Below are 23,852 nucleotides of genomic sequence, written 5' to 3' on the forward strand. Positions count from 1 at the left end.
CTGGCTGGGAAGATTGAACCAAGTGATAACCCAGGCTATCGTCAGGGACCTTCCACTCGCGTGGAAGGCAAGTCAAAATGCGACTTTTCCTGGCTTGGCAGTTATTTCACTCTGCCACAAATTTTATCAGCCATGTAACCAATAGCGCCTGCATAGTAGATAGAATTATTGTAGCGCAAAATCATCTTATAGTTAGGGAAGGCGAGAAATACCGGACCGCCATTCGGCTGTACAATACTGGCCTCGAGATTTTGATAGGGCAGCGGTTTACCGTCTGTGGTGCGAACGCCCATCGCGTTCCATTCGCTGACCGACTTCACAGTCGTTTTACCTTCCAGATTTTTGTCAAAATTGGCAGGCAGGCGTACATGGATAGCCCAGGGCTCGCCAGTTTGCCAGCCATTTTTTTTCATGTAATTGGCTATAGAGGCAAAGACATCCGCCTTGGCCTTCCAGATATCTTTTCGGCCATCTCCATCATAATCCACCGCGTACTCAACCCAGCTTGAAGGCAGGAATTGCGGCTGCCCTGAAGCACCCGCCCATTCCCCCTTAAAATCCTTCAGATTCACATGGCCATCATTTACAATGTGCAAGGCCAGCATCAATTGCTTACGGAAAAAGTCCTGACGATTTGAATCATAGGCCAAGGTCGCTAAGGATTTGATAACCGGGAAGTCGCCCATGTAAGTACCATAACTGGTTTCCATTCCCCAGAATGAGACAATAAAACAGGGATCGACACCAAAACTTTGGCCTACCTGATCCAGCAGTTCTTTATTTCGCTGATAATTCTTTTTACCCATGGCAATACGATAGGCATCCGCACGGGTATTTAAATACTTAGTGAAGGTCAGGCGATGCTCAGGTTGTGAGCGAGCCAGACTTTTAACCTGCCTGCTGGGTTCATGAATATCTGCAAAGGCCTGATCAAACAAGGAAGCCGGAATGCCCTGTGATAATGCTTCCTGCCTTACACCAGCAACCCAGCTATTCCAGGACTGCTGATTCGCATAAGACATCGAGGTCATGGCGCCCAACAGACAGGCCAGTGCTTTTAATCCAACTTTTTTCATGTGTTTCCCCTTGTATAGGATTCTGGCTCACCTGTCGATAAGCCCGAGTTTCATGGTTTTGTATTAAGCAGGAACCATGCCTTAAATTAATACCTCACAACGGCTAATTATTATTTTTAATTAGCGGTTCAATAACCGGCCAGACATTATCGAGAATTTTACTCTGCGCCGCCATATTAGGATGAATATTATCATTTTGCATGTATTCGCGATGACCGGCAACACCTTCTAAAAACATCGCGACAAAAACGAGCTGATATTTTTGCGCCAGATCCTCATAGGCCTTGTCAAAGCGAGTCAGGAATTGCTGGCCATAATTGGGCGGCAGTTTAGTCGCTAATAACACCACGCGGGCATTGCTTTGCCGTGACATATTGATCATCGTTTCAAGGTTTTTGCTCATTTGCAGAAGAGACAAGCCGCGCAAACCATCATTCGCCCCTAGTTCAATCACAACAATCTCGGGTTTATATTTTTTTAATGCAGCCGGCAGTTTGGCCAGTCCGTTGCTGGTCGTATCCCCACTGGTACTAAGATTAACCGTTTGCCAATTACCAGGATATTGACGCAATTTCTGATCAAGCAGCGCCACCCAGTTTTTCTGATCGGCAATACCATAACCGGCACTGAGGCTGTCACCTAAAATTAACACTGTACCGGCTCGTAAAGGTGCTATCATAAAAAGTGAAAATATAAGAGCGAGGACTTTCCCTGGCATGGTATCTCCTATTCAATCGATTAGTTTACATCACCTGAATTATCAGGTTCAAAGTGGAAATGAGCAATTGCTTATTCTCAGGGATATTAACCTGCGAATCAATTCCGGAATGACAATTGCTATCACCGGGGTGTCAGGTTCGGGTAAGACCTCGCTTTTAAATATCATGGCCGGCCTCGAATTACCCACCTCTGGGCAGGTTTATTATAATGAAACCGATATCACCCAATTAGACGAGGATAGTCGGGCCAGTTTGAGAGCTGAACGCATTGGCTTTATTTTTCAATCCTTTCAATTATTACCGAATTTTTCTGCTCTCGAAAATATTATGTTACCACTGGAAATTACTAATCGAAAAAATGCACTGGCCATTGCTCTGCAATGGCTGGATCAGGTCGGATTAGCCAGGCGCGCCCATCATTTTCCTTCCCAGCTTTCCGGGGGAGAACAGCAGCGTATTGCCATCGCTCGGGCATTTGCAATCACCCCTTCGATTCTGTTTGCTGATGAGCCAACTGGTAATCTGGATAAAAAAACGGGGCAGCACATCATTGACTTACTTTTCGAGCTGAATTCAGCGCATCGAAGTACGCTGGTGATTGTAACTCATGATGAGTCTCTTGCGGCACGCTGCCATACGCATTGGCCGCTTGCAGAAGGACAGTTGAAATGCTAGCCCTGCCTGCATTTTTCCGAAGCTTTATACGAGAATGGAAAAGCGGGGAGTTGAGCCTTCTGGCTTTTGCCTTATTTTTTTCAATGGCCTGTGTCAGCGCTTTAAATAATCTGGGTGAGCTGATTAATTATCAGCTGGATCGTCAAGCCGCCCAGTTGCTGGGCGCGGATCGCCAGCTTAGCAGTGCTATGGTACTGAAAAAAGAATGGTTCACCAAAGCCTCTTCATTGGGTCTCAGACAAAGCGAGGCGCAAAGCTTTCTGTCAATGGTCAGTCATGGCGAGAATTTACAGCTTGCTCAAGTCAAGGCAATACAGACCCCCTATCCATTAAATGGCCACCTGACGATTAGTAAATCCATTGATAACTCGCAGGTATTTACCAGTAATAGCGCACCCTCAGCCGGCCATATCTGGATGGGCTGGCGTCTTTTTAGCACTTTAGCAGTGCAAATAGGGGATACAGTACAGATTGGGGCCGCTGAATTTGTAGTCGATGGAATTATTCTTGAGGAGCCCGGTCAGGTGGGTGACTGGTTCAATATTTCCCCTCATATTCTGATGAATCAGAGCGACATAGACAAAACCGCAGTGATACAGACCGGCAGCAATATCCGTTATCAGTGGCTTATCAGTGGCGAGCCAATTCTTCTGGAACAGTTATATGAGTATCTCAGGCCGCATTTAAATGAGCAACAGCAATGGTTTGACAGCAAGTCGGGCAATCGGGCGGTGGAAAGAAACACCAGCCGGACCCTGGCTTATCTTAACCTCGGCACCTTAATGAGCCTGGTTCTTGCAGGCGTTGCCATCAGTATGGCCAGCCTGCGCTTCAGTCAGCGCCACCAGCAGCACGTGGCCGTTCTTCGATGTTTTGGGGCGTCGCAAAAGCATATTCTTACCTGGTATTTTTTAAGCATTCTTTTTCTGGGCAGTCTCGCCAGTATTTTGGGCATAATCCTGGGCTATGCTCTGCAGCCGCTGTTAGTCAGCTGGCTGCGCGGAATCACTCCGGAAATGCAGGCTCCTTTCAGCTTCAGGCCTGCCTTTCTAAGCTTTGCTACCGGCATCCTGATTCTAGGCGCGTTTAGTCTTACCCATTTGCTCAAATTAAAAAACGTGAGTCCTGCCAGTATCTTCCGAAGACAAAGCACCCAGGCACAGGGCAGTATGCTGGAGGGTTATATTCTGGCATTTATTCTTTCTGCCGGCCTCGCTTATCTTTACACTCGCTCATGGACGGTTACCCTGGTAGTTGTCCTGTGCTGTCTCTTTTTTATTCTACTGGTAATCTTTACTCTCTATGTTGGGTTTGGCCTGTTAGCCAGCGCCAAACAAATTCATTTAAACTGGCGCTTTGGTTTTATCAGTATTTCACGTAATTTAGGGAATAGTGCGCTGCAGATTATTGGTATGGGATTAGCGCTTACCGCACTCTTGAGTCTCTTTCTGCTTAGAACGCAATTGCTTTCTGACTGGCAGCGTCAATTACCGGCTGATGCGGCCAATTATTTTCTCATCAACATTGAAGCGCAGCAAATTCCACCCTTACAGCAGCTTTTAAAGCAGCACTCAATCAAAAGCGCCGCGATTTATCCCATGGTTCGCGGCCGCCTGATTCAGATTAATGAGCAGCCGGTAGGACAGGTGCTGGGAGACAAAACTCAGGAAATTAATGCCTTACAAAGAGAACTTAACCTTTCCTGGACCGAGGCCCTTCCTGATGAGAATCGACTGATTGCGGGCCAGTGGAATAGCGGGATATCCATTGAAGAAGATCTGGCTAATCGCTTAGGTGTTCAGATTGGCGACCAACTCGGTTTCAGGATAGCTGATCAAATCATAAGCGGGAAAATAAGCAGCATTCGCCGTCTTAACTGGTCCAGTTTTAAGCCCAATTTCTTTATTCTCTTTAAACCCGGGGTTCTTGACAGCTTCCCCAAAACCTATATTACCAGCCTTTATTTACCCCCGGAAAATCGTGAGTTTTTAATGAGCCTGGTGAAACAGTTTCCGAATATTACGGTAATTGACATCGCAACTACTCTTGAACGGGTACGATCCATTTTTGATAATGTCGGCAAGGCGATAAGTCTTATCTCGTTTTTTGGTTTATTAACAGGACTGATTATAACGGCGCTGGCCATGTTATCCCAAAGCGGGAGCAAAAAGCAGGAGACCTGGCTTTTGAAAACCCTGGGGATGCGTAGAAAGCAGCTGCTATGGATCAAAAGCAGCGAAGCCTTTTTTACCGGTTTTTATGCGGGCCTTTTAGCGGTGTGCACCGCCATTGCTATCAATTTCTACGTGGCGAACAATATACTGGGTTTATCGTTTATCATACCCTGGCGCTATTTATTCGGCGTTCCATTTGTTGTGGCAGTTTTCACAGTGCTGCTCAATCATGCAGTATCCTATTGGCAATACGAACGAAGAACTGCTAACTAAACCGCTATAGGTTTATTGTTATAGATATTTATTAAATTCCGCTTATACTCAAGACTATAAACAACAGGCGGGATAATTGGATGAAACGAGATTGGGATATGATTCGGGAGATTCTCCTGAAAATCGAACAACTTGCCCCGAATGCTTTACTGACTCTGGACAGTTTCGATGCAGATAAGCAGAGTGAAATTTCCTGTCACCTCGAAATATTGCAAGAGGCAGGTCTATTGCAGGGAAAAATTCATAAAACACCGGGGGGTTCTCCACACGGCTTTCATTTATTACGGCTCACCTGGGCTGGATATGATCTTTTGGAATATATTCGCTCGGATACTGTCTGGGAAGATATTAAACAACAGTTGAATACAAAGCAGATTGCAATGCAGCTTGAGAATATTATGGCAATTGCGCAGGCGATTAACAGGAAGTAGTGGTTGGAAATTTTGTCATTCCTGCGCGGTGTTAGGTGCACCAAAAACTGTCTTTACGAGCGTTAGCGAAGCAATCCAGTTCCTTACTTTCGATCTGGATTGCTTCACTTCGTTCGCAAAGACGGCAGGTTAGCAGCGTGCCCCAGGCACAGGGCACTCTGGCAATTTTTATTCCTGACGCTTCATCGCATCAAAGAATTCCGCGTTCGTCTTATGATTTTTCATGCGCTCGATCAGAAACTCAATCGCATCGCATTCATCCATTGATTGTAATATTTTACGCAGAATCCAGGTACGATGCAGATCTTCAGGAGACAGCAGCAGATCTTCACGACGAGTACCAGAGCGGTTGATATTAATCGCCGGGAAGGTTCGGCGCTCGGCAATGCTTCGGCTAAGATGAATTTCCATATTACCGGTTCCCTTGAACTCTTCGTAAATGACTTCATCCATCTTGGAACCTGTGTCGACCAGTGCAGTGGCGATGATCGTCAGGCTGCCGCCTTCTTCGATGTTACGCGCAGCACCGTAGAGACGTTTTGGACGTTGAAGCGCGTTGGCATCAACTCCTCCGGTAAGTACTTTGCCTGATGAAGGAACCACGGTGTTATACGCACGGGCAAGACGGGTAATAGAGTCCAGCAGAATAACCACGTCGCGCTTGTGTTCAACCAGACGTTTGGCCTTCTCGATGACCATTTCAGCAACCTGAACATGGCGGTTAGCTGGTTCGTCAAAGGTACTGGCAACCACTTCACCCTTAACAGAGCGCTGCATTTCGGTTACTTCTTCAGGACGCTCGTCGATTAATAATACAATGAGGTAACATTCTGGATAGCTTTTTGCTATTGAATGGGCGATGTTCTGTAACATCAGTGTTTTTCCAGCTTTGGGTGGAGAAACGATAAGACCCCGCTGGCCACGCCCGAAAGGAGCACAGAGGTCGACAACACGAGCCGTGAGATCTTCAGTACTACCATTCCCTTGCTCCATAACCAGACGTTCGGTCGCAAACAGAGGAGTAAGGTTTTCAAACAGAATTTTTCGCTTGGCGCTGTCGGGAGCGTCAAAGTTAATCTGATCTACTTTCAGTAAGGCAAAATAACGCTCGTTATCTTTCGGCGGACGTATTTTTCCATACACGGTATCGCCTGTACGCAGGCCAAAACGGCGAATCTGGCTTGGGGAAACATAGGTATCGTCCGGCCCCGCCAGGTAAGAGTCATCTTCAGAACGCAAGAAACCGAAACCATCAGGTAACACTTCAAGGACACCGCCGCCCAGAATATCTTCACCCTCACCGGCATGCGCTTTTAAAATAGCGAATAAAATATCCTGTTTGCGTTTGCTGGAAACGTTTTCGACTCCCTTTTTTTGAGCGATATTGACAAGGTCGGCAATGGGCAATTGCTTGAGTTCTCTAAGATTCATACTTCTCACTTGATGTATTGGTTAAAAGAATTGGATGTCCGGGGTTATTTAAACGGAAGGTCAGCTTGAGAAAGCTGTTGCCACTCAGGCTATATTATCAGTTTACTTATTTTAATACCATTTGTGAAGAATATCTCATCCTGTCTGACATAAATGGTAAATAGGCCTACTGAATATAACTTAAGCCGAGGATTGTTGACATTTGTTTCAAATAAAACACGAAGCAATCGAAGTCAAAACAAATGTCAACAGACCTCGTTCACATGAGACTAACACAGGGTCGGGTGTAAATCCAGTTTTTTCTAAGTGTGTATTTTGCTTTATCAGGCTTTGTTCTCTAAAATTAAAGTATAGTAATGGAGGATATATGATAGTGCCTGGCATGCCGGAAAACGAACCGGAACGGCTAAAATCCCTTTACGACAGCCATTTATTCCATACTCCCATTGAACAGGGCTTCGAGCGAATCACTCGGCTTACGAAAAAAATTTTTGATGTTCCTATTGTCGCAATAAGCCTTATTGACAAGGAAACTCAGTGGTTTAAATCGGTAATCGGCCTGGATGCCAATAGTACCCCAAGGGATATCTCTTTTTGTGGACATACCATTCTTAAAGATGATGTTCTGGTGGTTGATGATGCCCAATTAGATCCGCGCTTTTCAGACAATCCTCTGGTGACCGAGTCGCCGTCGATTCGCTTTTATGCCGGTTGTCCCATTCACACCGTCAATGAGCATCGAATTGGCGCATTATGTATTATTGATACTCGTCCTAGACAAATTTCTTCCCACGATAAAATAATCCTTAAAGACATTGCCTCATTAGTAGATACAGAGATAAGAAATCACCAGCATATTCATCCGCCAGAAAAAAAACTTCATGAATTAAACGCAGAAAAAAGAAAAGAACTACTGGATCCCCTTACACGTCTTTGGAATAAAACAGGTATAACCCAGGTAATCGAATATCAAAGGAAATTAAGCAAATTCAATAAAAGTGAATTTGGGCTTATTCAGCTATCGGTGGATAGTCTGCAGGCCTTTGTCACGGAATACGGGCATGAAGCTGGCAATGATTTACTGAAGGCAATTACCCAGACGCTGATTAACTCATGCGGCTGCGAAGACTCGATTGGGTATTGGGGCGGCAAGGAATTTGTTATTGTGCTTCCCTGTGAAGAACAACCGGATGTACTCGCGGTTGCCAACCGCATCCGCAAAAATATTGCCAGCGAGCAGCATCTGACTCGTGTGGGGCGAGTGCGAACCACAGCAACAATCGGAGTAGTCTTTTTCAATCCAAAAATTCATCTTAACACGGTCAATCTGCTGACTGAAGCGGCGCATGCCTTGCAGGAGGGCAAACTGCAGGGGGGCAATAAAATAATTATCAAATAAATTAACTCACTCGCCATTAATCTTAATGTATTGAAACCACTTCAACCAGGAATATAATCTCTCTCAGATATTATTTAACCTGAAGTGTGACTGATATGGGAGAACCGCGAGTACCGCAGATAAAAAATCTTTTATTTGGCGAACTGGAGTATATAGATCTGGGCCCAGAAGAACCGGCAATTGAGGATGATCGTGTCTCCTGCAGCATTGCAATTCGTCTGAACAAAAAATACCCTTGCGATGATTTTCAAATTCGACTGACTCCCACTAATCCCTTCTCCGAAGAATCAGAGAAAGTATTCTCCGCTCATAATGCCGATAGTATTTCCCTGGACAGGAAAAAAGGAAAATTTCTCCATTTTCACCTTGATGAGCTAACCTGTAAAACCAACTATCGATATGAGCTTTTATATAAAGGAACCCCTCTGGCGATTAATGGCACCGCAGGAACGGCGGCTCGCCGGGAAATTGTCATCAGAACACCGCCGGCCCGGCAAGATCCCCAGCCTATCAAAATCGCCGTGGGCGGCGACCAGGAGCGGCACGAGCAATTCGGCGCACTAGGCCGCTGTTTTGATCTCGACAATGCGTCGCATACTCAGTTGCTGTATCAACATATTGCGGATGAAGGTAATTTTGAAGCCAGTGCAGAAGATGACATTGAGTCCCAACCCTATCAGATGATGATTCATCTCGGAGACCTGTTTAATGGTGAGTTTTTCTTCTCCTGGCGTAATCTGTTTCGTCGAGGAAGAAGCGTTTTTGAAGTGGGGGTCGACTCATTGAAGGCGTTTCGGCAGCATCTGGCCAGTGATTTTGGCAAACCGGCTAGCAATGGTCTTGCGCACCTCGCCTATGGTGTTTACGCGGTAGCCGATGATCATGATACCGGGCAAAATAAGGCCAAACCTCCTGTAACTCCAAGCGAATATCGCCGAAGAGAAAATATGGAGAAAGCTTTCCATGAAATGCTGCTTATGCCAGGCTTTTTATCTCAGCCTCGCGATGAAAATAATCCCGACGGGCCCATTGGCAGAGCAGGCCCGTATTATAAGAAGCGCGTCGGCCAAAGCGAGTTTTTCTTTCTGCATAACCGCTATACCAACAGTGCAAAGAATGCCGATGCCTGGTTGTTAGGTGAAGAGCAATGGCAATGGCTGGAACAGTCGCTCGCCAACTCCAAAGCCAGTAATAAAGTGCTTATTTCGCCGCTACCGCTGGTAATGGGCAAGGATCCAGGAGAGGATTATCGTGCGCACTGGCAGGAGTGGCAGCGATTAATGCAGCTTTGCCGAAACCATCGCATCGCGACTATTCTAACCGCTGACTCTCATAATTACAGTTGCAGCGAACTCCATGTCCGGGCTCATCACGATGATGAGCCCTGGGTGGTTCATCAGCATCTGGTAGGTACTCTGGGAGGCAGTAAACAATACGTTTCAGATGAAGAATTACAGTGCATCAATTCTCCTGGACGTCCTCCATTACTACCCAAAGGAGAAGGCTTTGACGCCTCCCTGTACGAGGGCTCAAGGGTCACCGCCTATTTTTCGCCGGGAAACCGCGAGGCCTTACTACCGGATAGGACCAGTGAAACGAAGAAGGAAAGCCAATGGACAGCTAACGGTCAATGGCAAAATAATACCCACGCCTATGCCAGTCTGGTTTTTAAACCTGCGCATGAAGCAATAAAACGTCCTTCGTCTGGTTCTGAGGGAGATTCAATTGAAATGGTCTGGCAAAAAAATTGCGCAGCGGTCTCAAGCTGGCAGGTACACAGCAGTTTATTCACCTGCTCTGACAAACGGAATGAGGTTGTTCATGAACCGCGTCTGGATTGCGATTATTCAGTGACCTGGAGTGTATGAGCCTTTCCCGGGAACATTAGCTAATATAATTAGATATGGAGAGCTGATAGTGCGAATAAAATGACACATGAAAAGAGGCCTTATAAAAGCAAGAGTGAAAATTTATTCACAAAGAAACAGGAAGCGGATCAGATAGAAGAATCTACTTCTGAAGCATCTCTTGTGAAGCGAAAAGAGGATAACGCACATCCTGATCGTTCCTATGTATACAAAAAAGCAGGCCTCGGTCCCGAATTGAGTGAAATAGAGGCTTTTAATGGCCTCTGTTATCGCATGTTGCTCGGAGAGCATGCTGCAAAAGTGAGGGGAGTTCATGATGAGTCAAATGCCACCATTGGGGTTATTTCAAAACTTATACCTAAATACATCTCTTTTCACAGTTTTTATAGACAGAATAACAAGACAGGGATAAGTACAGAGGAGTTTATCAAACTCAGGTTTCCGCAAATTTTAGTTGCTGCTTATTGCGAAGAAGAAAATGATTTAAACGCAGAAAATTTCGGGTTTGGACGCAATAAGGAAGGTGAAATAATTTCAGTCAAAATAGACCATGGTGATAGTACCTATCCTGTTATTGCCGAGCAAAAAGGCTTTTCTGCCCAAAATCAATTTATTATTACTGCTGATGATATAATTAATTTCCCAAGCTTAAAAAATGCAAGTCCGGATAGCTTTGTCCATATATATCCCGCCCGATTACTGGATGTTGATAAATTAGTTCATAATAAAGATTTTATTTCACAGAAATACTATAGCTTTCTGAAACGCATTCTTATTGATGACGACAATTACACTGAAATAGCAAAAGCTACTATTAATTCGGAAACCTTAAGAAAAGAACTTGTTGCACATAAAATTGAAAGAACCGCCCTTTTAAAAAATACACTAATCGCCATTCCTGAATTCAGGCATTACATTAATCAGAATCCTTTTGTCATCGATCAGATTATTAAGGAATTTGAAGACTATAACGATGAAATCAGAAAGCCTGAGGACAGATTTTTGAAAATTGATACCCACAAAGTGTATTCCAGATTTTTAGATATTGCCCAAATTTGTAAAGACATGGAGCCGCCTGAGAAATTAAGCGAAGAAACATTAATTGACCTGCCAGATCTCTCTCGGGATTTAGCCGAAATTGAAGAGGGAATTAACAACCTGGAACAAATTGTAGCAAGAGAAGAATTCGTTGACTTACCAGACCTTTCACGCGACTTAGATGAGATTGAGGAAGGAATTAATAGCCTTGAGCAAATTGAAATTATCAGTCCGACTGTAGCCACTGCTCTGCCCAATAAGTTAAAAGTTAGAAGCAATATTATTAAGATTCCTGCCAGCGAGCGAGAAGAAAACATTTTCGCTGTTAACGCGGTATTGCATGATGATGATCTAATGAAAGGACAAGATGGGAAGATCCCTGACATCATTCTGGAAATACGCAATATAATGGAGGATATTGATTGTTCAGATGATAAAGAAATTGCTGCGGCTATTATTCAAATCAAAGATAGAATAAATAATTCCAAGGAAAGGAATCATAGTACCAATACTCAGGAAATTATTAATGTATTCAGTCAACCGGGGCACATCAATTTTAGAGTGATTCGAGACGGTTTGTCTAAGAATGAGGCTATGGAAAAAATCATGGCTCCGATTAAAGTGGGTATGCGTCTGGATTAGGTTATCTGATTTATTGAGACCAGGAACCACTGCAATTAGGCTAAGAACTCTGCAATACGTGTAGGTTGGGCCCTTGGCCCAACATTGACTTCTGGTGACATTCTCGGACAAGCCGAGGGATGTAGGAGTAGGGTTAGAACCTTGCGGAAAGCTGCAAAATCAGCTGTTGCTTTCAACAAATGCAGTCAGTTGTGATTTGCTCAGCAGACCCATCTTCATTGCTGCCACCTGGCCGTTTTTGAAAATAATCAGAGTAGGGATACTCATAACACCATACTTGGATGGGGTTTGTGGATTTTCATCAATATTTACTTTGGCGAAAGTAATCTGCTCGTGATGACTGGCGGCAACTTCTTCCAGAATAGGTGTTAACGCACGGCATGGACCACACCATTCGGCCCAAAAATCCACCAATACTGGCTTGGTTGAATTCAATACGTCCTGCGAAAAGCTCGCATCAGTTACCGTTTTAATATGTTCACTCATGTGTTATCCCCTAAGGATTTAAGAATTTAAAATACGATCTTGATTATATACACAACAGAAGACGACTACAAATCGCCCCATACGGCCTGCAAAATACTCAGAGCGGCAATCGCAGCAGTTTCTGTGCGCAAGACCCTTGGTCCCAAAGACAGCGGCGCGCAATGATTCTTTGTTAATTGATCAAGCTCCTCAGCCGAGAATCCCCCTTCAGGACCAATAAATAAATACATTTCTTTGTCTTTGCATTGAAAATCTCGCCAGTGTTTATCAGCTCCAGGCGAGAGCACAAAGCTGGCGACAGCTGGCATTTGTTTCAAAAAGCCGGCAAAAGTGATAATCGGCTGTACTGGCGGTACGGTATTTCTTCCGCATTGCTCACAGGCGGAAATGACGATATGCTGCCACTGCGCCTGTTTTTTTCTCATCCTCTCCTCATCCAGCTTCACGGCGCAATAGTCAGTAAGAACCGGCGTTATACTGGCTACCCCAAGCTCTGCCGCCTTTTGCACGACAATTTCCATACGCTCACCTTTTGAAACGCCTTGCACAAGATGAAGTCTGATTGGCGATTCGCGATTCCTTTCCTGAGCGGAAATGATTTTAACCGTTACCTTTTTTTTATGCGCCTGAACTATTTCGGCATCGAATTCCTTGTTATTGCCGGGAAACAGGCAAAGTCTGTCGCCTGGCTGTTTTCTTAAGACCACACCTACATGCTGGCCGGCCTCAGGTGACAGCTCAATAATTTCTCCAGGGGAATATTGTCCTGGCTGGTAAATACGAATTAAACGCACAGAAATCCTCTCGTTAATTTCTATCAATGACTATGCTACTATCTCTAGGGCGTGTTTTTAAAGTTATTGATAAAACTTTAAAAACACGCCCTAGCTTTTCTATTCTGGAGAAAATAATGACCGCCACACGCATTGAAACCGACAGTATGGGTGAAATCCCAGTTGAGACCAGCCGCTATTGGGGGGCGCAGACCGAGCGCTCGCTGCATCATTTTAACATTGGCAATGACATCATACCAAGAGAAGTTACCCATGCCTTTGGCATTTTAAAAAAAGCCGCCGCTCTCACCAATCTTGAACTAGGAAAACTACCCCAGGACAAGGCCGATCTGATTATTAAAGCGGCTGACGAGGTTAGCTCCGGTGCGCTGGATGAACATTTTCCTCTGCATGTCTGGCAGACTGGCAGCGGAACCCAATCCAATATGAATGCCAATGAAGTTATCTCAAACCGGGCAATTGAACTTGCCGGAGGAGTAAAGGGTAGTAAAACGCCGGTTCATCCGAATGATCATGTCAACATGTCACAATCCTCCAATGACACCTTTCCCACCGCTATGCATATCGCAACCGCCATTGCCATTCACAAGCGCCTGCTGCCTGCGGTCCGTGAATTAAGAGATACTCTGGCTGCCAAGATGAATGCGTTTAAGGACATCGTAAAGATTGGTCGAACTCATCTTCAGGACGCAGTTCCTTTAACTCTGGGACAAGAGTTTTCCGGTTATGTCGCGCAACTTGATGCCTGCCTGCAATATGTTGAGCAATGCCTGCCAGATGTTTATAAACTGGCGCTCGGAGGCACCGCCGTTGGTACAGGGTTGAACACCCATCCACAATTTGCCGAAAAAGCGGCTGCCCACATCGCTCAAATTACCGGATTACCTTTTGTATCCGCACCTAACAAATTTGCAGCGCTGGCCTCTCACGAACCGCTGGTCATGGCGCATAGCAGCTTCAAGGCATTAGCTTGTGCACTGATGAAAATTGCCAATGATGTCCGCTGGCTTGGTTCAGGTCCTCGCTGTGGAATTGGCGAGCTTATTTTGCCTGAAAATGAGCCCGGTTCATCCATTATGCCCGGCAAAGTTAATCCCACTCAATGTGAAGCAATGACCATGGTCTGCGCACAGGTTCTGGGGAACGACACCACAGTTGGAATTGCTGCCAGTCAGGGGAATTTTGAATTAAATGTATTTAAGCCGGTTATCATTTTTAATGTGCTTCATTCATTAAATCTGCTGGCGGATACCTGCCATTCATTCAGGGAATTCTGTGCCGAGGGTCTAGAGCCCAACTACACACAGATTGACTATTATCTGCATCACTCACTGATGCTGGTTACCGCACTTAATCAGCACATTGGTTATGATAAAGCAGCTAAAATCGCCAAAACAGCGCATCATGACAACACATCCCTGGAGGAAGCAGCAGTTAAACTGGGCTACTTAACCGCCGAACAGTTCAAGGAATATGTGAAGCCTGAGGAAATGGTCAACGCCGGTTAGATCGCATACCGCGGGATCAATCCCGCGGTTCATTCAGCATTCGGCTGATAGCCCCCACGTTATTACTAAAAATCCAGCGCATCCCTCTGTGTACTTCACGGTAGAGCACATTTTTGGAATCCACAAAACCAACCCCAACCTTTTGCTCGGCAAGCTTTAGTGATTCAATTTTTTTGCTGGAAAAAAGCAGATAATGACCTAAAACACCGCCATACTGCTGCTTCAAACTATCCTGACAAAAACGAGCCATATTATTATGCCCGGCAACCAGCAGCATGGATTGCCTTGAGAATAGGGTCAGTTCGCGAAATATTTGTTCATCCAGGCTCAATAAATGATAATCGATTTCTGATTGCAGAGGACTTAAAACTTGAAATAAAGCCTCTTCACCGGCAAATGGCGCCTTTAGCTCAATAAAGAAATGCAGCGAGTTCCCATATAGATTAATGACTTCCTCCAGCGAAGGGATCATTGGCACTTCTTTTTTTAGCTCAGCAAAGCTCAGCTGATTCACCCATTGATTTTTTCCCCAGAGTCGATTCAAATCGGGATCATGATGAACCACAGGCACTCGATCGGCGGTCATTTGAATATCCAACTCAATACCCCAGCATCCCAATTCCAGGGCACGATCAAAAGCCGGTAAAGTATTTTCCATAATCCGCAGCTTCTTGCTATGCGCTCCACGATGGGCAATCAGATAAACCTCTTGCAATAATTGGTTCTCAGGCCGCAAACGCGGCACACAGGCAAAATATCGGTCTATACTTTTTTCAAGACACTCAAGAAAAGTCATTCTGGGCTTTACTAAATAAAAAAAGTGTAGCAGCTTTTCATAACGCTGTTAATGAATGCTTTTTATATAAACTAACAAATAAAGATTGACATCAGAACATTTCTTGAGTACCTTAGCCGCAATGCCGAGGTGGTGGAATTGGTAGACACGCTAGCTTCAGGTGCTAGTGGGGGCAACCCCGTGGAGGTTCGAGTCCTCTTCTCGGTACCATTAATAAACTTGTAACAGTTCACAATCATTCAAATCAATAAAGACTTTTTCTTAAACCCTTCTCAACTATCCGTCGCCATTATAAAAGCCTTGCACTTGATATTTACTAAACCCTGACCAATATTTACCAGTTAGTTTTAACTGTCCTATATTTAAATTATGTAATAAACTTTACAGACTTCGTATTATACGAATACCTATGGTGACGAAATGAATTATTATGATGAAGAAAAAGAAATTATCAAGGCACTGAAAAATAAAGATAATGGTTCTCAATCTATGAGAGTTGTTGGCCGTGGCACCCTAGTCATGAGTGCAAAAGATGTTAGAAATAGTCAAAAATATAAAGACTTAATCCAAAAAGCAGATAAAATCGTCGTGCATAAGTAAATATTTAAAGGAAATTTACGTGCTAGCCTTTCTTGTTGCAGCAGTTATTGCAAATGCATTTATTCTATTACGGTTCTCACCTTTAAATTTTTATAAGCTACATCGATATGATGGTCAACTGTTATATATAAAAGCAACTTTTCTAGGAGTGGTTGTTACCGCTATAACTTATTTAGTCAACTCCTATTTTGATGTCATCGATTATGTTGCCAGTTCTCTACCTGCTAAACAATCCAGTAGTTTTCTCACAGCTGAACATTTAGATTTATTATTTATATTTTTTTTATTATCAATCTTTATTAGCACACTGTACTGCCTGATAGAACGAGCGGGATTATGGCTTTGGACATTCTATAAATTTAGAGGAGCCGAAGGTATTTCTTATGGCCAAATGGCAAAGATCATGTTGATGTATAAGCTTTTAAAGGATAGTCCTTTAGATAAATTGCTGTATATGTCTTATGTACAAAATCGCTTTTTGCTCATGACACTTTCTGACAGAAAGGTATACGTAGGGCGAGTCATTAGCCTGGGAGAACCAAATGAGTATGAAGGCCCGGATCAAGAAATAGCCATAGTACCTGTGTTTAGTGGTTATAGAGATAAGGACACTTTAGCGGTTAATTTAACTACGACATATAAAGAAACAGATAATGCAGATGAAGTATATTTAGTAATCAAACAGGCGAATGTAGTTTCTGCATGCGAATTTGTTGAATCTCTTTATCAAAAATTTTCAGGAAAAAGTATTACGAACTAATTTATTCCCTACTTAAAGCATAACTTATTACAATTCTCTTTTATCTTTTAATTCACCCGCTTAAATCGGATCAGCGATTTGTGGTTTTTATCCCATTCTGTAAAATACAATTATTTTACAAAGGAGTGAGCCTATGTTGTTACAAGTACAGGCGTTGTCACTTGCCCTGGCGGAAAAAATGGCGGAAGCAGCTATGGCCTTTGCAGTTGAAAAGGGCTTAACTCTGGCGTTTGCCATTATGGATAATCATGGCAATCTGAAACTGTTCAAGCGTATGGATGGCAATAACTTCGTTAGTGTGCGTATGGCTCAACTCAAAGCAATGACTTCGGCGAGCATTCCGGTGTCGACTAAAACACTGGCTGAGCGAAATACTGCCTATGCCAATAGTCCATACACCTCAGTTCCTGATATTGTTTTTCTGGAGGGCGGCCTGCCAATTATAAGCAAAACTGGACAGCATCTTGGCTCAATAGGCGTTAGCGGAGCCAACCCTGAGCTGGACGGGGAATGTGCTCAGGCAGCCCTCGATGCTATCAGAGACTTCCTATAATGCAACAGAGGCCAGCTCTTGACCGAAGCGAACGGGGGAACCGGCCTGCAAGGTATTTGTCCATTGCAAGGGATGCTCATTGGTGAATAGTAAAACAACTGTTGAGCCTAACTTAAAAAATCCTACTTCGCTTCCTTGTTTCAGCATGGTTTCAGCCTGCTGATATTCAAATGCCTGAACCTTTTTCTGACGCCGCAATTCACCGTGCCAACTGGTGCCAATGGCTCCGACAATTGTAGCACCCACCATGACCATCGCCATTAAGCCCAGGCGGGTTTCAAAATAAATAACCAGACGTTCATTACGCGCAAATAACTGGGGAATAACCCGCGCTGTGGTAGGCTGTACTGAAAATAAACGACCTGGAATGTAAACCATTTTGCGAAGAATCCCATCCAGCGGCATATGCACGCGATGATAATCTTTCGGTGACAAATATAAAGTGATGAAATGGCCATCCTGAAACTCTGCCGAGACTGGCTCGTTGGCCAGAAAATCACTGACGGTGTAATAGCGCCCTTTGGCCTGCAGCAATTGCCCTTCGTTTATCCGACCCAGTTCGCTGACAACCCCATCCACAGGGGAAATGATATCGGCTGTGGCAAGAGGGCGGCTCTCGGGCTTGAGATTACGGATAAAAAATTCATTAAAACTCTTATAAATGGCCGGATCTTCCACCAGTGCTTCCTGCATATTAACCCGGTATTTGGCGATAAATTGCCGGATAATAAAATTTTTAACCGCAGGAGATTTGACATCAGCAAGCAGGCCAGCCAACACGGTCAAAGCCTGCTTAGGCAACAGATACTGGGGAAACGTTTTAATAAAATCAATGAGCATACAATTACTGCAAAAAATACTGAGCCTAATCATAAGTGAATTCTCTGGCGCTGTCACCTGACTTGGAGAGCATAGGTATCTGCACATCACAGCAACAAAGTCTGCTTCTCGCTTCTACGTCCCTCCAGAGAACTCATAGAGAAACACTGCCATTAAGTTAAGGATTATTGTAGGTTGGGCCCTTGGCCCAACATTGAGTTCTGGAGTGGTGAAACCCCTTTGTTGGGCCAAGGGCCCAACCTACATGTATTGCAGAACTTAGCTTAGCGTCATGGGTGTAGGGGATAGGTTGATGACTATGAACTGGAAGCTGGGCTTCGCAAAGCATTTACAATTGCGCTGTTCTATGGCTAATTAATAGTTGGCTTTAAAAGTATTCAAATGTGGACATCAGGAAGATTTCTCTGCTTTGAAGAGGTTGATTTATCAAAAACTAATCAATATGAGCCAGCACGGAGGGCCCACTTATGAAGGAAGGACATTCTCGTATCCCCTATCGCTCGATGCAAGACAATTCGCGGCTAAACATTGCTGCGAGACCCTTTTATGATGAACTCTGTTACACCGAAGAAGAATTACAATTTCGACAGCGCGTGATTAATCTGCGAACTGCGAGCAAAATCGATGCCCAGCTGCTTAGTACAGAAGACAGCTGGTTTAATGAAGATAAAACCCAGGCCTTGGCTGCAGTGAATGAGGGCTCATGGCTGTTGAGTGTTCAATATCGGCCACGCCACGAACTGAGCTTAGACGACTTTCATGCTGAAATCCTTCCTCCTCAGCGGGTAAGCTGGACGGGCTTGAGTATGATGATGAGGCAGATTGGCGATTACCTCCTGATTAGAAATGATGCACTTAGCAAAGCACATCTTAACCAGCCATTTAATTATGTGTTACTGGACAGCATGCAGATTCTGCGAAAACTGGCTGCCATCAATGATGCAGAATATGTCAGTGAACAATTACAGTTATTTACCCAATATTTGCGGGCAGTCGAGGTGATGACTTCTCCTATGGCCGGCAGCGATCGCCTGTTTTTAGCGGATTGTCGAAGTACTATTGAAAAAGACATTCAATTTGATATCCAGCAAAAACTGCAATCCCGGCAGTTTAAAATAAAAATCGAACGTCTTCATCATGAGCTGACCAATCTGGCCCAGAAACGACACACAGGAATGCATTTTGCTGTAACCGCTTACGATGCAAATCCACACCCCTTTTGGGAGCTGTACAAAGACGCACAAACGATTGGCTCCCAGCGCGAGTTTCCGACCCTGGCTGCCAAACATTGTGCACAAATAGTCAGTGAAACAACTGAGCTTGCCCCAGAGTCCGTCAGCACTATCGCTGCACCTGAATCCATTCGTCTGACTGCTGAGGATCTGAAGCAGTGTCCTGGTTTTAAGTTTATCGATAATCTGCCATCAACCGTTCATGAAGCTTACGGCCAGGCAATTAGTGATTTACAGGAAGTGTTAAGATTTCAGAATATCCTTGAGCAACTCTTACAGCTGCTCGATCAGGCAGGGGAAGTGTTTACCATCACACAGTTTCGCTCGCAAATGCTTGATCTCTTTGAAGGAATTGAGCTGTTCGTACAACGTTCGCAAGCCCCGGTTAAGGAGGTATTGGAGGCCAATAGCGCCGCCTATCATCAATCAATTCAAGACAAACAGGATATTCGCTGGTGGGAAAAATGGGTTTCGGATAAGCCCGAAAAAATTGATAGCTTTATTAACAATCAGGATAATTTGTCACGTTTTGCTGTAACCCCTGTTAGTCTGCAGCAGGTTGAAAAGCAGATTATGGAACAAACGAATCAAATAAAAACGCACCTCCATCAGTTCGCCAGCGAGGAAAAACAGTTGGAACTCATCAGCTCAACCAAAGAACTCATGGGGCAAGTGATGAACTCTATGCAATCCTGGGTTAATCAGCAAAACCGCCTTGCCGGCCTGCCTGAAAAACCAATGCTCCAGACACCAATTACAAACTCCTATCCGAAAAAAAATAAATTGCTCGAAACCAAAACACAGGAGCCTGCAAGAAGAAATCGCTTACCAGTAACAGAAAAGGCGAGCGCGAAACGGTCTGAACGATCCCGATTTTTTAAATCCTCTCCAGAGCCTCTTAATCAGATATTTATTTCGGCCACAGATACTCGCCGGCCGCTGCCCGCTTATAGCCCGCCCTCAATCGCCGCCAGGTCTAATGAAACTACAGCTCAGGAGGTTGCAGCCTTCAATCCGCTTATTTTTTTTAGCATCCTTATTTTATTGCCTTTAGGAATTATACTGCTTAAATTGCTCTATGATCGTTATCAGTCAAGAACGCCTAACCCTGGCGCAACCCAGGAAGTCAATCCGTTACAATATGAAGAAAGCCTCATTAAAGCCGAGGACTCACTGGCGGTTATCGCTGGCTATGTCAGCACTTATGGTGATGAAGACGAAAAGGCTGTTCTCGAAGAGTTTAGCGACACCGCTAACAGGTTAAAATCCCGGCAGAAAGCGATGCACTATGATCAAAACGCATTGGAGAGCTTGCTGGAAGAGTTAAATGAGTTTATCCAGGACCACCGCCTTGCGAATAGCAGCCCTAAAACTTAGGGCGTGCTTTAAGTTCTCGCAGGAAAGAGTCAGGAACAACTGAGTGCTGATACTGGGTTCTGGCCAGATTTCGCCCCATTTTTTTCAGTTTCACCAAGGGCTTTACCCAGCGAAGGAGGTGCTTTTGATACAGGCGGTTGCACCACTGTTTTGTCTTTAGACAATTTACGTAAATCATCAAGAAACTTGTGAGTAATATCTGCACTTTTCATTGGTCGAACCGAATCATAAGCACCAAAGGTCTCTAACTCGTTATCAGTCTCCGATATCTTAAAATCCGTCGAGCTGGCATTGCTACCATGTTTTACAGCCCGTTCATGGACGGCATACTTGCTTTGCATATCTGCCAGAATTGCTTTTACCAATATCGAATTGAGCGAACCATCATTAATTGCACCGTTAGTTAAAATCATCGCCAGAATATTGCTGCGTGAATAGCCGAATTTCTTATCAAAATACGTGGGTACTTCCTGATCCCTTACTTTCGTTGTTACAAAAAAGCTCGCAAACTGTGCTCCAATACTGGCCGGTTCAAGATACTTTTTGACACAATCATCAATAAACTTTCGGAAAGCCTCTTCGGTTTTAAACGAGTCTACCCATTTGTACATGGCATTATGAAAATTAGAAACAGCACTTACACTTCGACTGTGAATAAATTTTTCATTGGTTCTGGAGTAGGTCATAATTCGCTGTGTGTATGCAGCACTGTTAAATACTTTTGTATTGATGGCATGTCTGACACTGGCAAGATTGCAACCCACCTCGTCCTGAAAATCGACAAGCATGCTGTTAATCAGATTATTGACCAGATGGGTATTCAGAGAAGTAGTCTCATGGCCGCCCTCGCTAAAAATCCAGGCCAGTTTTTCAGAGCCTTTCAGGCGAGTCGTTTTGATATAATTCAATACACTGGTTGCACGGTAACGATTAGTGAACCAGCTGAAAGTGCCAGGGGTATAATTACGCTCAATAATCTCCGCTATAAAATTAGTTAAAGCCGAATCACCATTCTTCCCGCTAATCTCATCCTGCTCATCCGCCCAGGCAAATAATTGCTTAAAGCAAGCATCCATGACCTGCGGGTCGACATGTGATTTTAATTTAATATTGGATTGTGTTTCTTTGTTACCGTACAAAGGCAAATCATCTCGACTGATGTATCTCGACCACTTCATGATCGGTTTATATCGGTCTATTTTATCCAGTATATTTGTAAAATCGGTCGCTTTACCTGTAGTTCCCAAATGATCCAGGATGCTCTTTTCATGCTTATTAACGGTGTCTTGCATTCTCTCAAGAAAAACCGCATTTGTTCTTTCGCTTAAATCAAGAAGATCAGTACGAAAATAAGTATCCGCTATGTCGTGAAGCTCTTTGTGGAATGCCCTGATTTCCTGTAAGGCAAGATATTCAGGATTATCTGGTCTGCAATTGACGCTGATCTTCGATAAGTCAGTAGCCTTTGACAGCAGTTGCCAGGACTCTGTTGCAGTGGACTTATCCAATCCCGGCAAATTATCGTCAATGGAAGGCAATGTTTGCTGGCTAAGCTGGGTAATAATTGATCTTTCCAAATTATCCAGGCCCAGCAAAATTTGATTCACATGAGGCAAAAATGAATCTCGCCAGATTTTATGGAAACGTTTGGAAATTTTCTCGTTATCATATTTACAGGGATCACTCATGCAATATGCTGGACACATAGCCTCCATCTTTTTGAGTTTTTCAAGAGGCTCATCCGTCGCAGTAAGCTTTCGTTTCTGAATTTCCTGCATTAACCGGGAATGGTTTTCCACAGCTTCTGCAGTCTTCTTGTTTTGAGCTGCAGTCCATTCTTTGATACGCTGGACAACCTTGGGCTTTTTCTCCAGGAATGTATTAAAACTGGGAACCTTGAGCTGCCTTCTATTGGCTTCACTCCCTGGATACCCTACTACCGCACGGTATAATTCATCATATTCTTCCTGAGTCACCGCAAGCATATGATCAACAAATGATTCTTTATCCGTGGTTGCATTAAACAGTTTATCATTTGCCTTTTCCAGATCTTCTATTTTTTTCCCGGAAAGACTTCGATAATCCAATGGCTCATCGCCAAGGTATTCGGTGAGACGAGACCGCAACACATCAGGATCATAAGTTAATAATTCATAGGTAAACGCCTCAAACATCTGTTCTTTAAATTTTTCACTACCTGCGAGATCACGAAAAGCAGTGGTTGAGCGATATTTTTTTAATAAATTAAAATTTTCGGGATAACTGTTGGCTGGCCAATGCGTTCTTCCCTCTACAACCGGTAAATCACCAATTTGCGCGCTGGTAACACGAACCACGTCCGGGTTAGTAACCATATCGATAGCTCTTGGCCCGCGAATAATTTTACTATAGCGGTCATGGCACATATCAAAATCAATACCACCAAACAGACTGAGATTGTCCGGATGTCTGTCTTCATCCCCGATGCGCAGCCAGGCGGCAATTTGTCTTGCGACATTTTTCTCCAGCAAGGTCTGCATTGACGGATCGACCCACATTTCCTCGATGGCGTCAGGCGGCACAGTATCCGTTATTTTAAGCAGAGGCTTATAGTTTGGAAGATCAAAAGAAACCGTACCCACAATCTGGCCGTCGCGATAAACTAGCCGCTCCTCAGCCATAAACTCACCCATCGACAGGCGCAGAGACACGCTACTCGCTACAGAATATTTTGCCAGCAAGACCGGATAAAGCTCATTATCAACTGGCTTGAAAAAGCCTTTCTTGATTGAACCATCAGTGTCCAGAAATTCAACGCGGATTATCGTATGACCAGAAGTTGGAACGGGCGTCCCAGAGGTGGTAAATGTTAATTGATTGTGTTGAAAGGCCTTCAATGGCAGCGACATGGCTCATCCTTAAAATTTCTGTGCAATGCAGAATATTCATATTAAGCAGAAATCTTGCCAGAATTCAATAGTGGACTGCTTATTAATTAACCTTATGTAGGGTGATCCAGAATCAGAGTGCAAAAAAAGATCAAGCTAAGATTGAAATTTATTCAACCCAGGAATAATTGTATGAATAATAAGGATTTCGTGTCGGCAGGTGTCATTACAACAAATGAGAATAAATCCATTCCCTTCATAATTTATTAGTAACTCCCAGGTACGTCATCCTGAACACAGTGAAGGATCTCCT

General features: G+C 44.1%; 19 protein-coding genes and 1 tRNA gene. 12 read left to right on the top strand and 8 right to left on the bottom strand.

Features of this window, described 5'->3' with window-relative positions:
* Window positions 1-101: 101 nt before the first annotated feature.
* Window positions 102-1,076, bottom strand: a complete 975-nt coding sequence (locus LXA66_RS14805; RefSeq protein WP_233013763.1) for a lytic transglycosylase domain-containing protein — start codon at window positions 1,074-1,076, stop codon at window positions 102-104.
* Between the two features lie 103 nt (window positions 1,077-1,179).
* Window positions 1,180-1,794 carry an arylesterase gene (locus tag LXA66_RS14810; RefSeq protein ID WP_233013764.1) on the bottom strand — a complete coding sequence of 205 codons (615 nt, stop codon included), beginning with the start codon at window positions 1,792-1,794 and terminating at the stop codon, window positions 1,180-1,182.
* Here LXA66_RS14810 and LXA66_RS14815 point away from each other — a divergent pair.
* From LXA66_RS14815 to LXA66_RS14825, 3 genes are all read left to right on the top strand, one after another.
* Window positions 1,793-2,470 (top strand): ABC transporter ATP-binding protein, encoded by a 678-nt coding sequence (locus LXA66_RS14815; protein WP_233013765.1) that lies wholly within the window; start codon window positions 1,793-1,795, stop codon window positions 2,468-2,470. The two genes, LXA66_RS14810 and LXA66_RS14815, sit on opposite strands and share 2 nt — an antisense overlap.
* Window positions 2,464-4,917, top strand: coding sequence for an ABC transporter permease (locus tag LXA66_RS14820; protein WP_233013766.1), 2,454 nt, complete (start codon window positions 2,464-2,466; stop codon window positions 4,915-4,917). The genes LXA66_RS14815 and LXA66_RS14820 overlap by 7 nt, the downstream gene beginning before the upstream one ends.
* An 80-nt stretch (window positions 4,918-4,997) precedes the next feature.
* Window positions 4,998-5,348, top strand: coding sequence for a DUF2513 domain-containing protein (locus LXA66_RS14825; protein ID WP_233013767.1), 351 nt, complete (start codon window positions 4,998-5,000; stop codon window positions 5,346-5,348).
* 168 nt (window positions 5,349-5,516) lie between these two features.
* On the opposite strand, the gene rho is transcribed toward LXA66_RS14825, so the two are convergent.
* Complete coding sequence (rho, locus tag LXA66_RS14830) at window positions 5,517-6,779, bottom strand: transcription termination factor Rho (protein ID WP_058506960.1); 1,263 nt, start codon at window positions 6,777-6,779, stop codon at window positions 5,517-5,519.
* 367 nt (window positions 6,780-7,146) lie between these two features.
* On the opposite strand from rho, the gene LXA66_RS14835 reads away from it, so the two are divergent.
* From LXA66_RS14835 to LXA66_RS14845, 3 genes are all read left to right on the top strand, one after another.
* Entirely contained in the window at window positions 7,147-8,178 is a 1,032-nt protein-coding gene (locus tag LXA66_RS14835) for a sensor domain-containing diguanylate cyclase (protein ID WP_233013768.1), read from the top strand.
* A 95-nt stretch (window positions 8,179-8,273) separates the two neighbouring features.
* Window positions 8,274-10,046: an alkaline phosphatase D family protein gene (locus LXA66_RS14840; RefSeq protein ID WP_233013769.1), complete on the top strand. Its 1,773-nt coding sequence runs from the start codon at window positions 8,274-8,276 to the stop codon at window positions 10,044-10,046.
* Window positions 10,047-10,106: 60 nt separating this feature from the next.
* Window positions 10,107-11,726: a hypothetical protein gene (locus LXA66_RS14845; protein ID WP_233013770.1), complete on the top strand. Its 1,620-nt coding sequence runs from the start codon at window positions 10,107-10,109 to the stop codon at window positions 11,724-11,726.
* 159 nt (window positions 11,727-11,885) lie between these two features.
* On the opposite strand, the gene trxA is transcribed toward LXA66_RS14845, so the two are convergent.
* On the bottom strand, window positions 11,886-12,212 hold the full coding sequence (gene trxA / locus LXA66_RS14850; RefSeq protein WP_058506956.1) for a thioredoxin: 327 nt from the start codon (window positions 12,210-12,212) through the stop codon (window positions 11,886-11,888).
* Window positions 12,213-12,277: 65 nt separating this feature from the next.
* Window positions 12,278-13,006 carry a 16S rRNA (uracil(1498)-N(3))-methyltransferase gene (locus LXA66_RS14855; protein WP_370637281.1) on the bottom strand — a complete coding sequence of 243 codons (729 nt, stop codon included), beginning with the start codon at window positions 13,004-13,006 and terminating at the stop codon, window positions 12,278-12,280.
* 116 nt (window positions 13,007-13,122) lie between these two features.
* Here LXA66_RS14855 and fumC point away from each other — a divergent pair, with 116 nt between their 5' ends.
* Window positions 13,123-14,514, top strand: coding sequence for a class II fumarate hydratase (fumC, locus tag LXA66_RS14860; protein WP_233013771.1), 1,392 nt, complete (start codon window positions 13,123-13,125; stop codon window positions 14,512-14,514).
* Window positions 14,515-14,530: 16 nt separating this feature from the next.
* Here fumC and LXA66_RS14865 read toward each other — a convergent pair whose 3' ends face one another.
* Window positions 14,531-15,310: a glycerophosphodiester phosphodiesterase family protein gene (locus LXA66_RS14865; protein ID WP_233013772.1), complete on the bottom strand. Its 780-nt coding sequence runs from the start codon at window positions 15,308-15,310 to the stop codon at window positions 14,531-14,533.
* A gap of 123 nt (window positions 15,311-15,433) precedes the next feature.
* Between LXA66_RS14865 and LXA66_RS14870 the strand changes: the two genes are divergently transcribed.
* From LXA66_RS14870 to LXA66_RS14885, 4 genes are all read left to right on the top strand, one after another.
* Window positions 15,434-15,520: transfer RNA gene (locus LXA66_RS14870), tRNA-Leu, on the top strand.
* Window positions 15,521-15,730: 210 nt separating this feature from the next.
* Window positions 15,731-15,910, top strand: coding sequence for a hypothetical protein (locus LXA66_RS14875; RefSeq protein WP_233013773.1), 180 nt, complete (start codon window positions 15,731-15,733; stop codon window positions 15,908-15,910).
* A 19-nt stretch (window positions 15,911-15,929) separates the two neighbouring features.
* The gene (locus LXA66_RS14880) at window positions 15,930-16,670 is read left to right on the top strand and encodes a hypothetical protein (protein WP_233013774.1); all 741 of its coding nucleotides are present in this window, start codon (window positions 15,930-15,932) and stop codon (window positions 16,668-16,670) included.
* Between the two features lie 133 nt (window positions 16,671-16,803).
* Window positions 16,804-17,223 carry a heme-binding protein gene (locus LXA66_RS14885; protein ID WP_233013775.1) on the top strand — a complete coding sequence of 140 codons (420 nt, stop codon included), beginning with the start codon at window positions 16,804-16,806 and terminating at the stop codon, window positions 17,221-17,223.
* Here LXA66_RS14885 and asd read toward each other — a convergent pair.
* Complete coding sequence (asd, locus tag LXA66_RS14890) at window positions 17,218-18,063, bottom strand: archaetidylserine decarboxylase (RefSeq protein WP_233013776.1); 846 nt, start codon at window positions 18,061-18,063, stop codon at window positions 17,218-17,220. The genes LXA66_RS14885 and asd overlap by 6 nt on opposite strands.
* Window positions 18,064-18,530: 467 nt before the next feature.
* On the opposite strand from asd, the gene LXA66_RS14895 reads away from it, so the two are divergent.
* Window positions 18,531-20,672 carry a hypothetical protein gene (locus LXA66_RS14895; protein WP_233013777.1) on the top strand — a complete coding sequence of 714 codons (2,142 nt, stop codon included), beginning with the start codon at window positions 18,531-18,533 and terminating at the stop codon, window positions 20,670-20,672.
* Window positions 20,673-20,701: 29 nt separating this feature from the next.
* On the opposite strand, the gene LXA66_RS14900 is transcribed toward LXA66_RS14895, so the two are convergent.
* Window positions 20,702-23,560, bottom strand: a complete 2,859-nt coding sequence (locus LXA66_RS14900) for a phosphatidylinositol 4-kinase (protein ID WP_233013778.1) — start codon at window positions 23,558-23,560, stop codon at window positions 20,702-20,704.
* Window positions 23,561-23,852 lie beyond the last annotated feature (292 nt).

Origin of the sequence: Legionella sp. 16cNR16C, from assembly GCF_021297775.1 — a bacterium.
In the GTDB taxonomy this organism is placed as follows: domain Bacteria; phylum Pseudomonadota; class Gammaproteobacteria; order Legionellales; family Legionellaceae; genus Legionella_C; species Legionella_C quinlivanii_A.

Bases quoted from the DNA above. Each gene is read 5' to 3' on its own strand.
- LXA66_RS14805 (WP_233013763.1), bottom strand. From the start codon at position 1,076: ATGAAAAAAGTTGGATTAAAAGCACTGGCCTGTCTGTTGGGCGCCATG.
- LXA66_RS14840 (WP_233013769.1), top strand. From the start codon at position 8,274: ATGGGAGAACCGCGAGTACCGCAGATAAAAAATCTTTTATTTGGCGAA.
- LXA66_RS14815 (WP_233013765.1), top strand. From the start codon at position 1,793: ATGGTATCTCCTATTCAATCGATTAGTTTACATCACCTGAATTATCAG.
- LXA66_RS14900 (WP_233013778.1), bottom strand. From the start codon at position 23,560: ATGTCGCTGCCATTGAAGGCCTTTCAACACAATCAATTAACATTTACC.
- trxA (WP_058506956.1), bottom strand. From the start codon at position 12,212: ATGAGTGAACATATTAAAACGGTAACTGATGCGAGCTTTTCGCAGGAC.
- LXA66_RS14820 (WP_233013766.1), top strand. From the start codon at position 2,464: ATGCTAGCCCTGCCTGCATTTTTCCGAAGCTTTATACGAGAATGGAAA.
- LXA66_RS14845 (WP_233013770.1), top strand. From the start codon at position 10,107: ATGACACATGAAAAGAGGCCTTATAAAAGCAAGAGTGAAAATTTATTC.
- LXA66_RS14865 (WP_233013772.1), bottom strand. From the start codon at position 15,310: ATGACTTTTCTTGAGTGTCTTGAAAAAAGTATAGACCGATATTTTGCC.
- LXA66_RS14825 (WP_233013767.1), top strand. From the start codon at position 4,998: ATGAAACGAGATTGGGATATGATTCGGGAGATTCTCCTGAAAATCGAA.
- rho (WP_058506960.1), bottom strand. From the start codon at position 6,779: ATGAATCTTAGAGAACTCAAGCAATTGCCCATTGCCGACCTTGTCAAT.
- LXA66_RS14895 (WP_233013777.1), top strand. From the start codon at position 18,531: ATGAAGGAAGGACATTCTCGTATCCCCTATCGCTCGATGCAAGACAAT.
- asd (WP_233013776.1), bottom strand. From the start codon at position 18,063: ATGCTCATTGATTTTATTAAAACGTTTCCCCAGTATCTGTTGCCTAAG.
- LXA66_RS14835 (WP_233013768.1), top strand. From the start codon at position 7,147: ATGATAGTGCCTGGCATGCCGGAAAACGAACCGGAACGGCTAAAATCC.
- fumC (WP_233013771.1), top strand. From the start codon at position 13,123: ATGACCGCCACACGCATTGAAACCGACAGTATGGGTGAAATCCCAGTT.
- LXA66_RS14810 (WP_233013764.1), bottom strand. From the start codon at position 1,794: ATGCCAGGGAAAGTCCTCGCTCTTATATTTTCACTTTTTATGATAGCA.
- LXA66_RS14875 (WP_233013773.1), top strand. From the start codon at position 15,731: ATGAATTATTATGATGAAGAAAAAGAAATTATCAAGGCACTGAAAAAT.
- LXA66_RS14885 (WP_233013775.1), top strand. From the start codon at position 16,804: ATGTTGTTACAAGTACAGGCGTTGTCACTTGCCCTGGCGGAAAAAATG.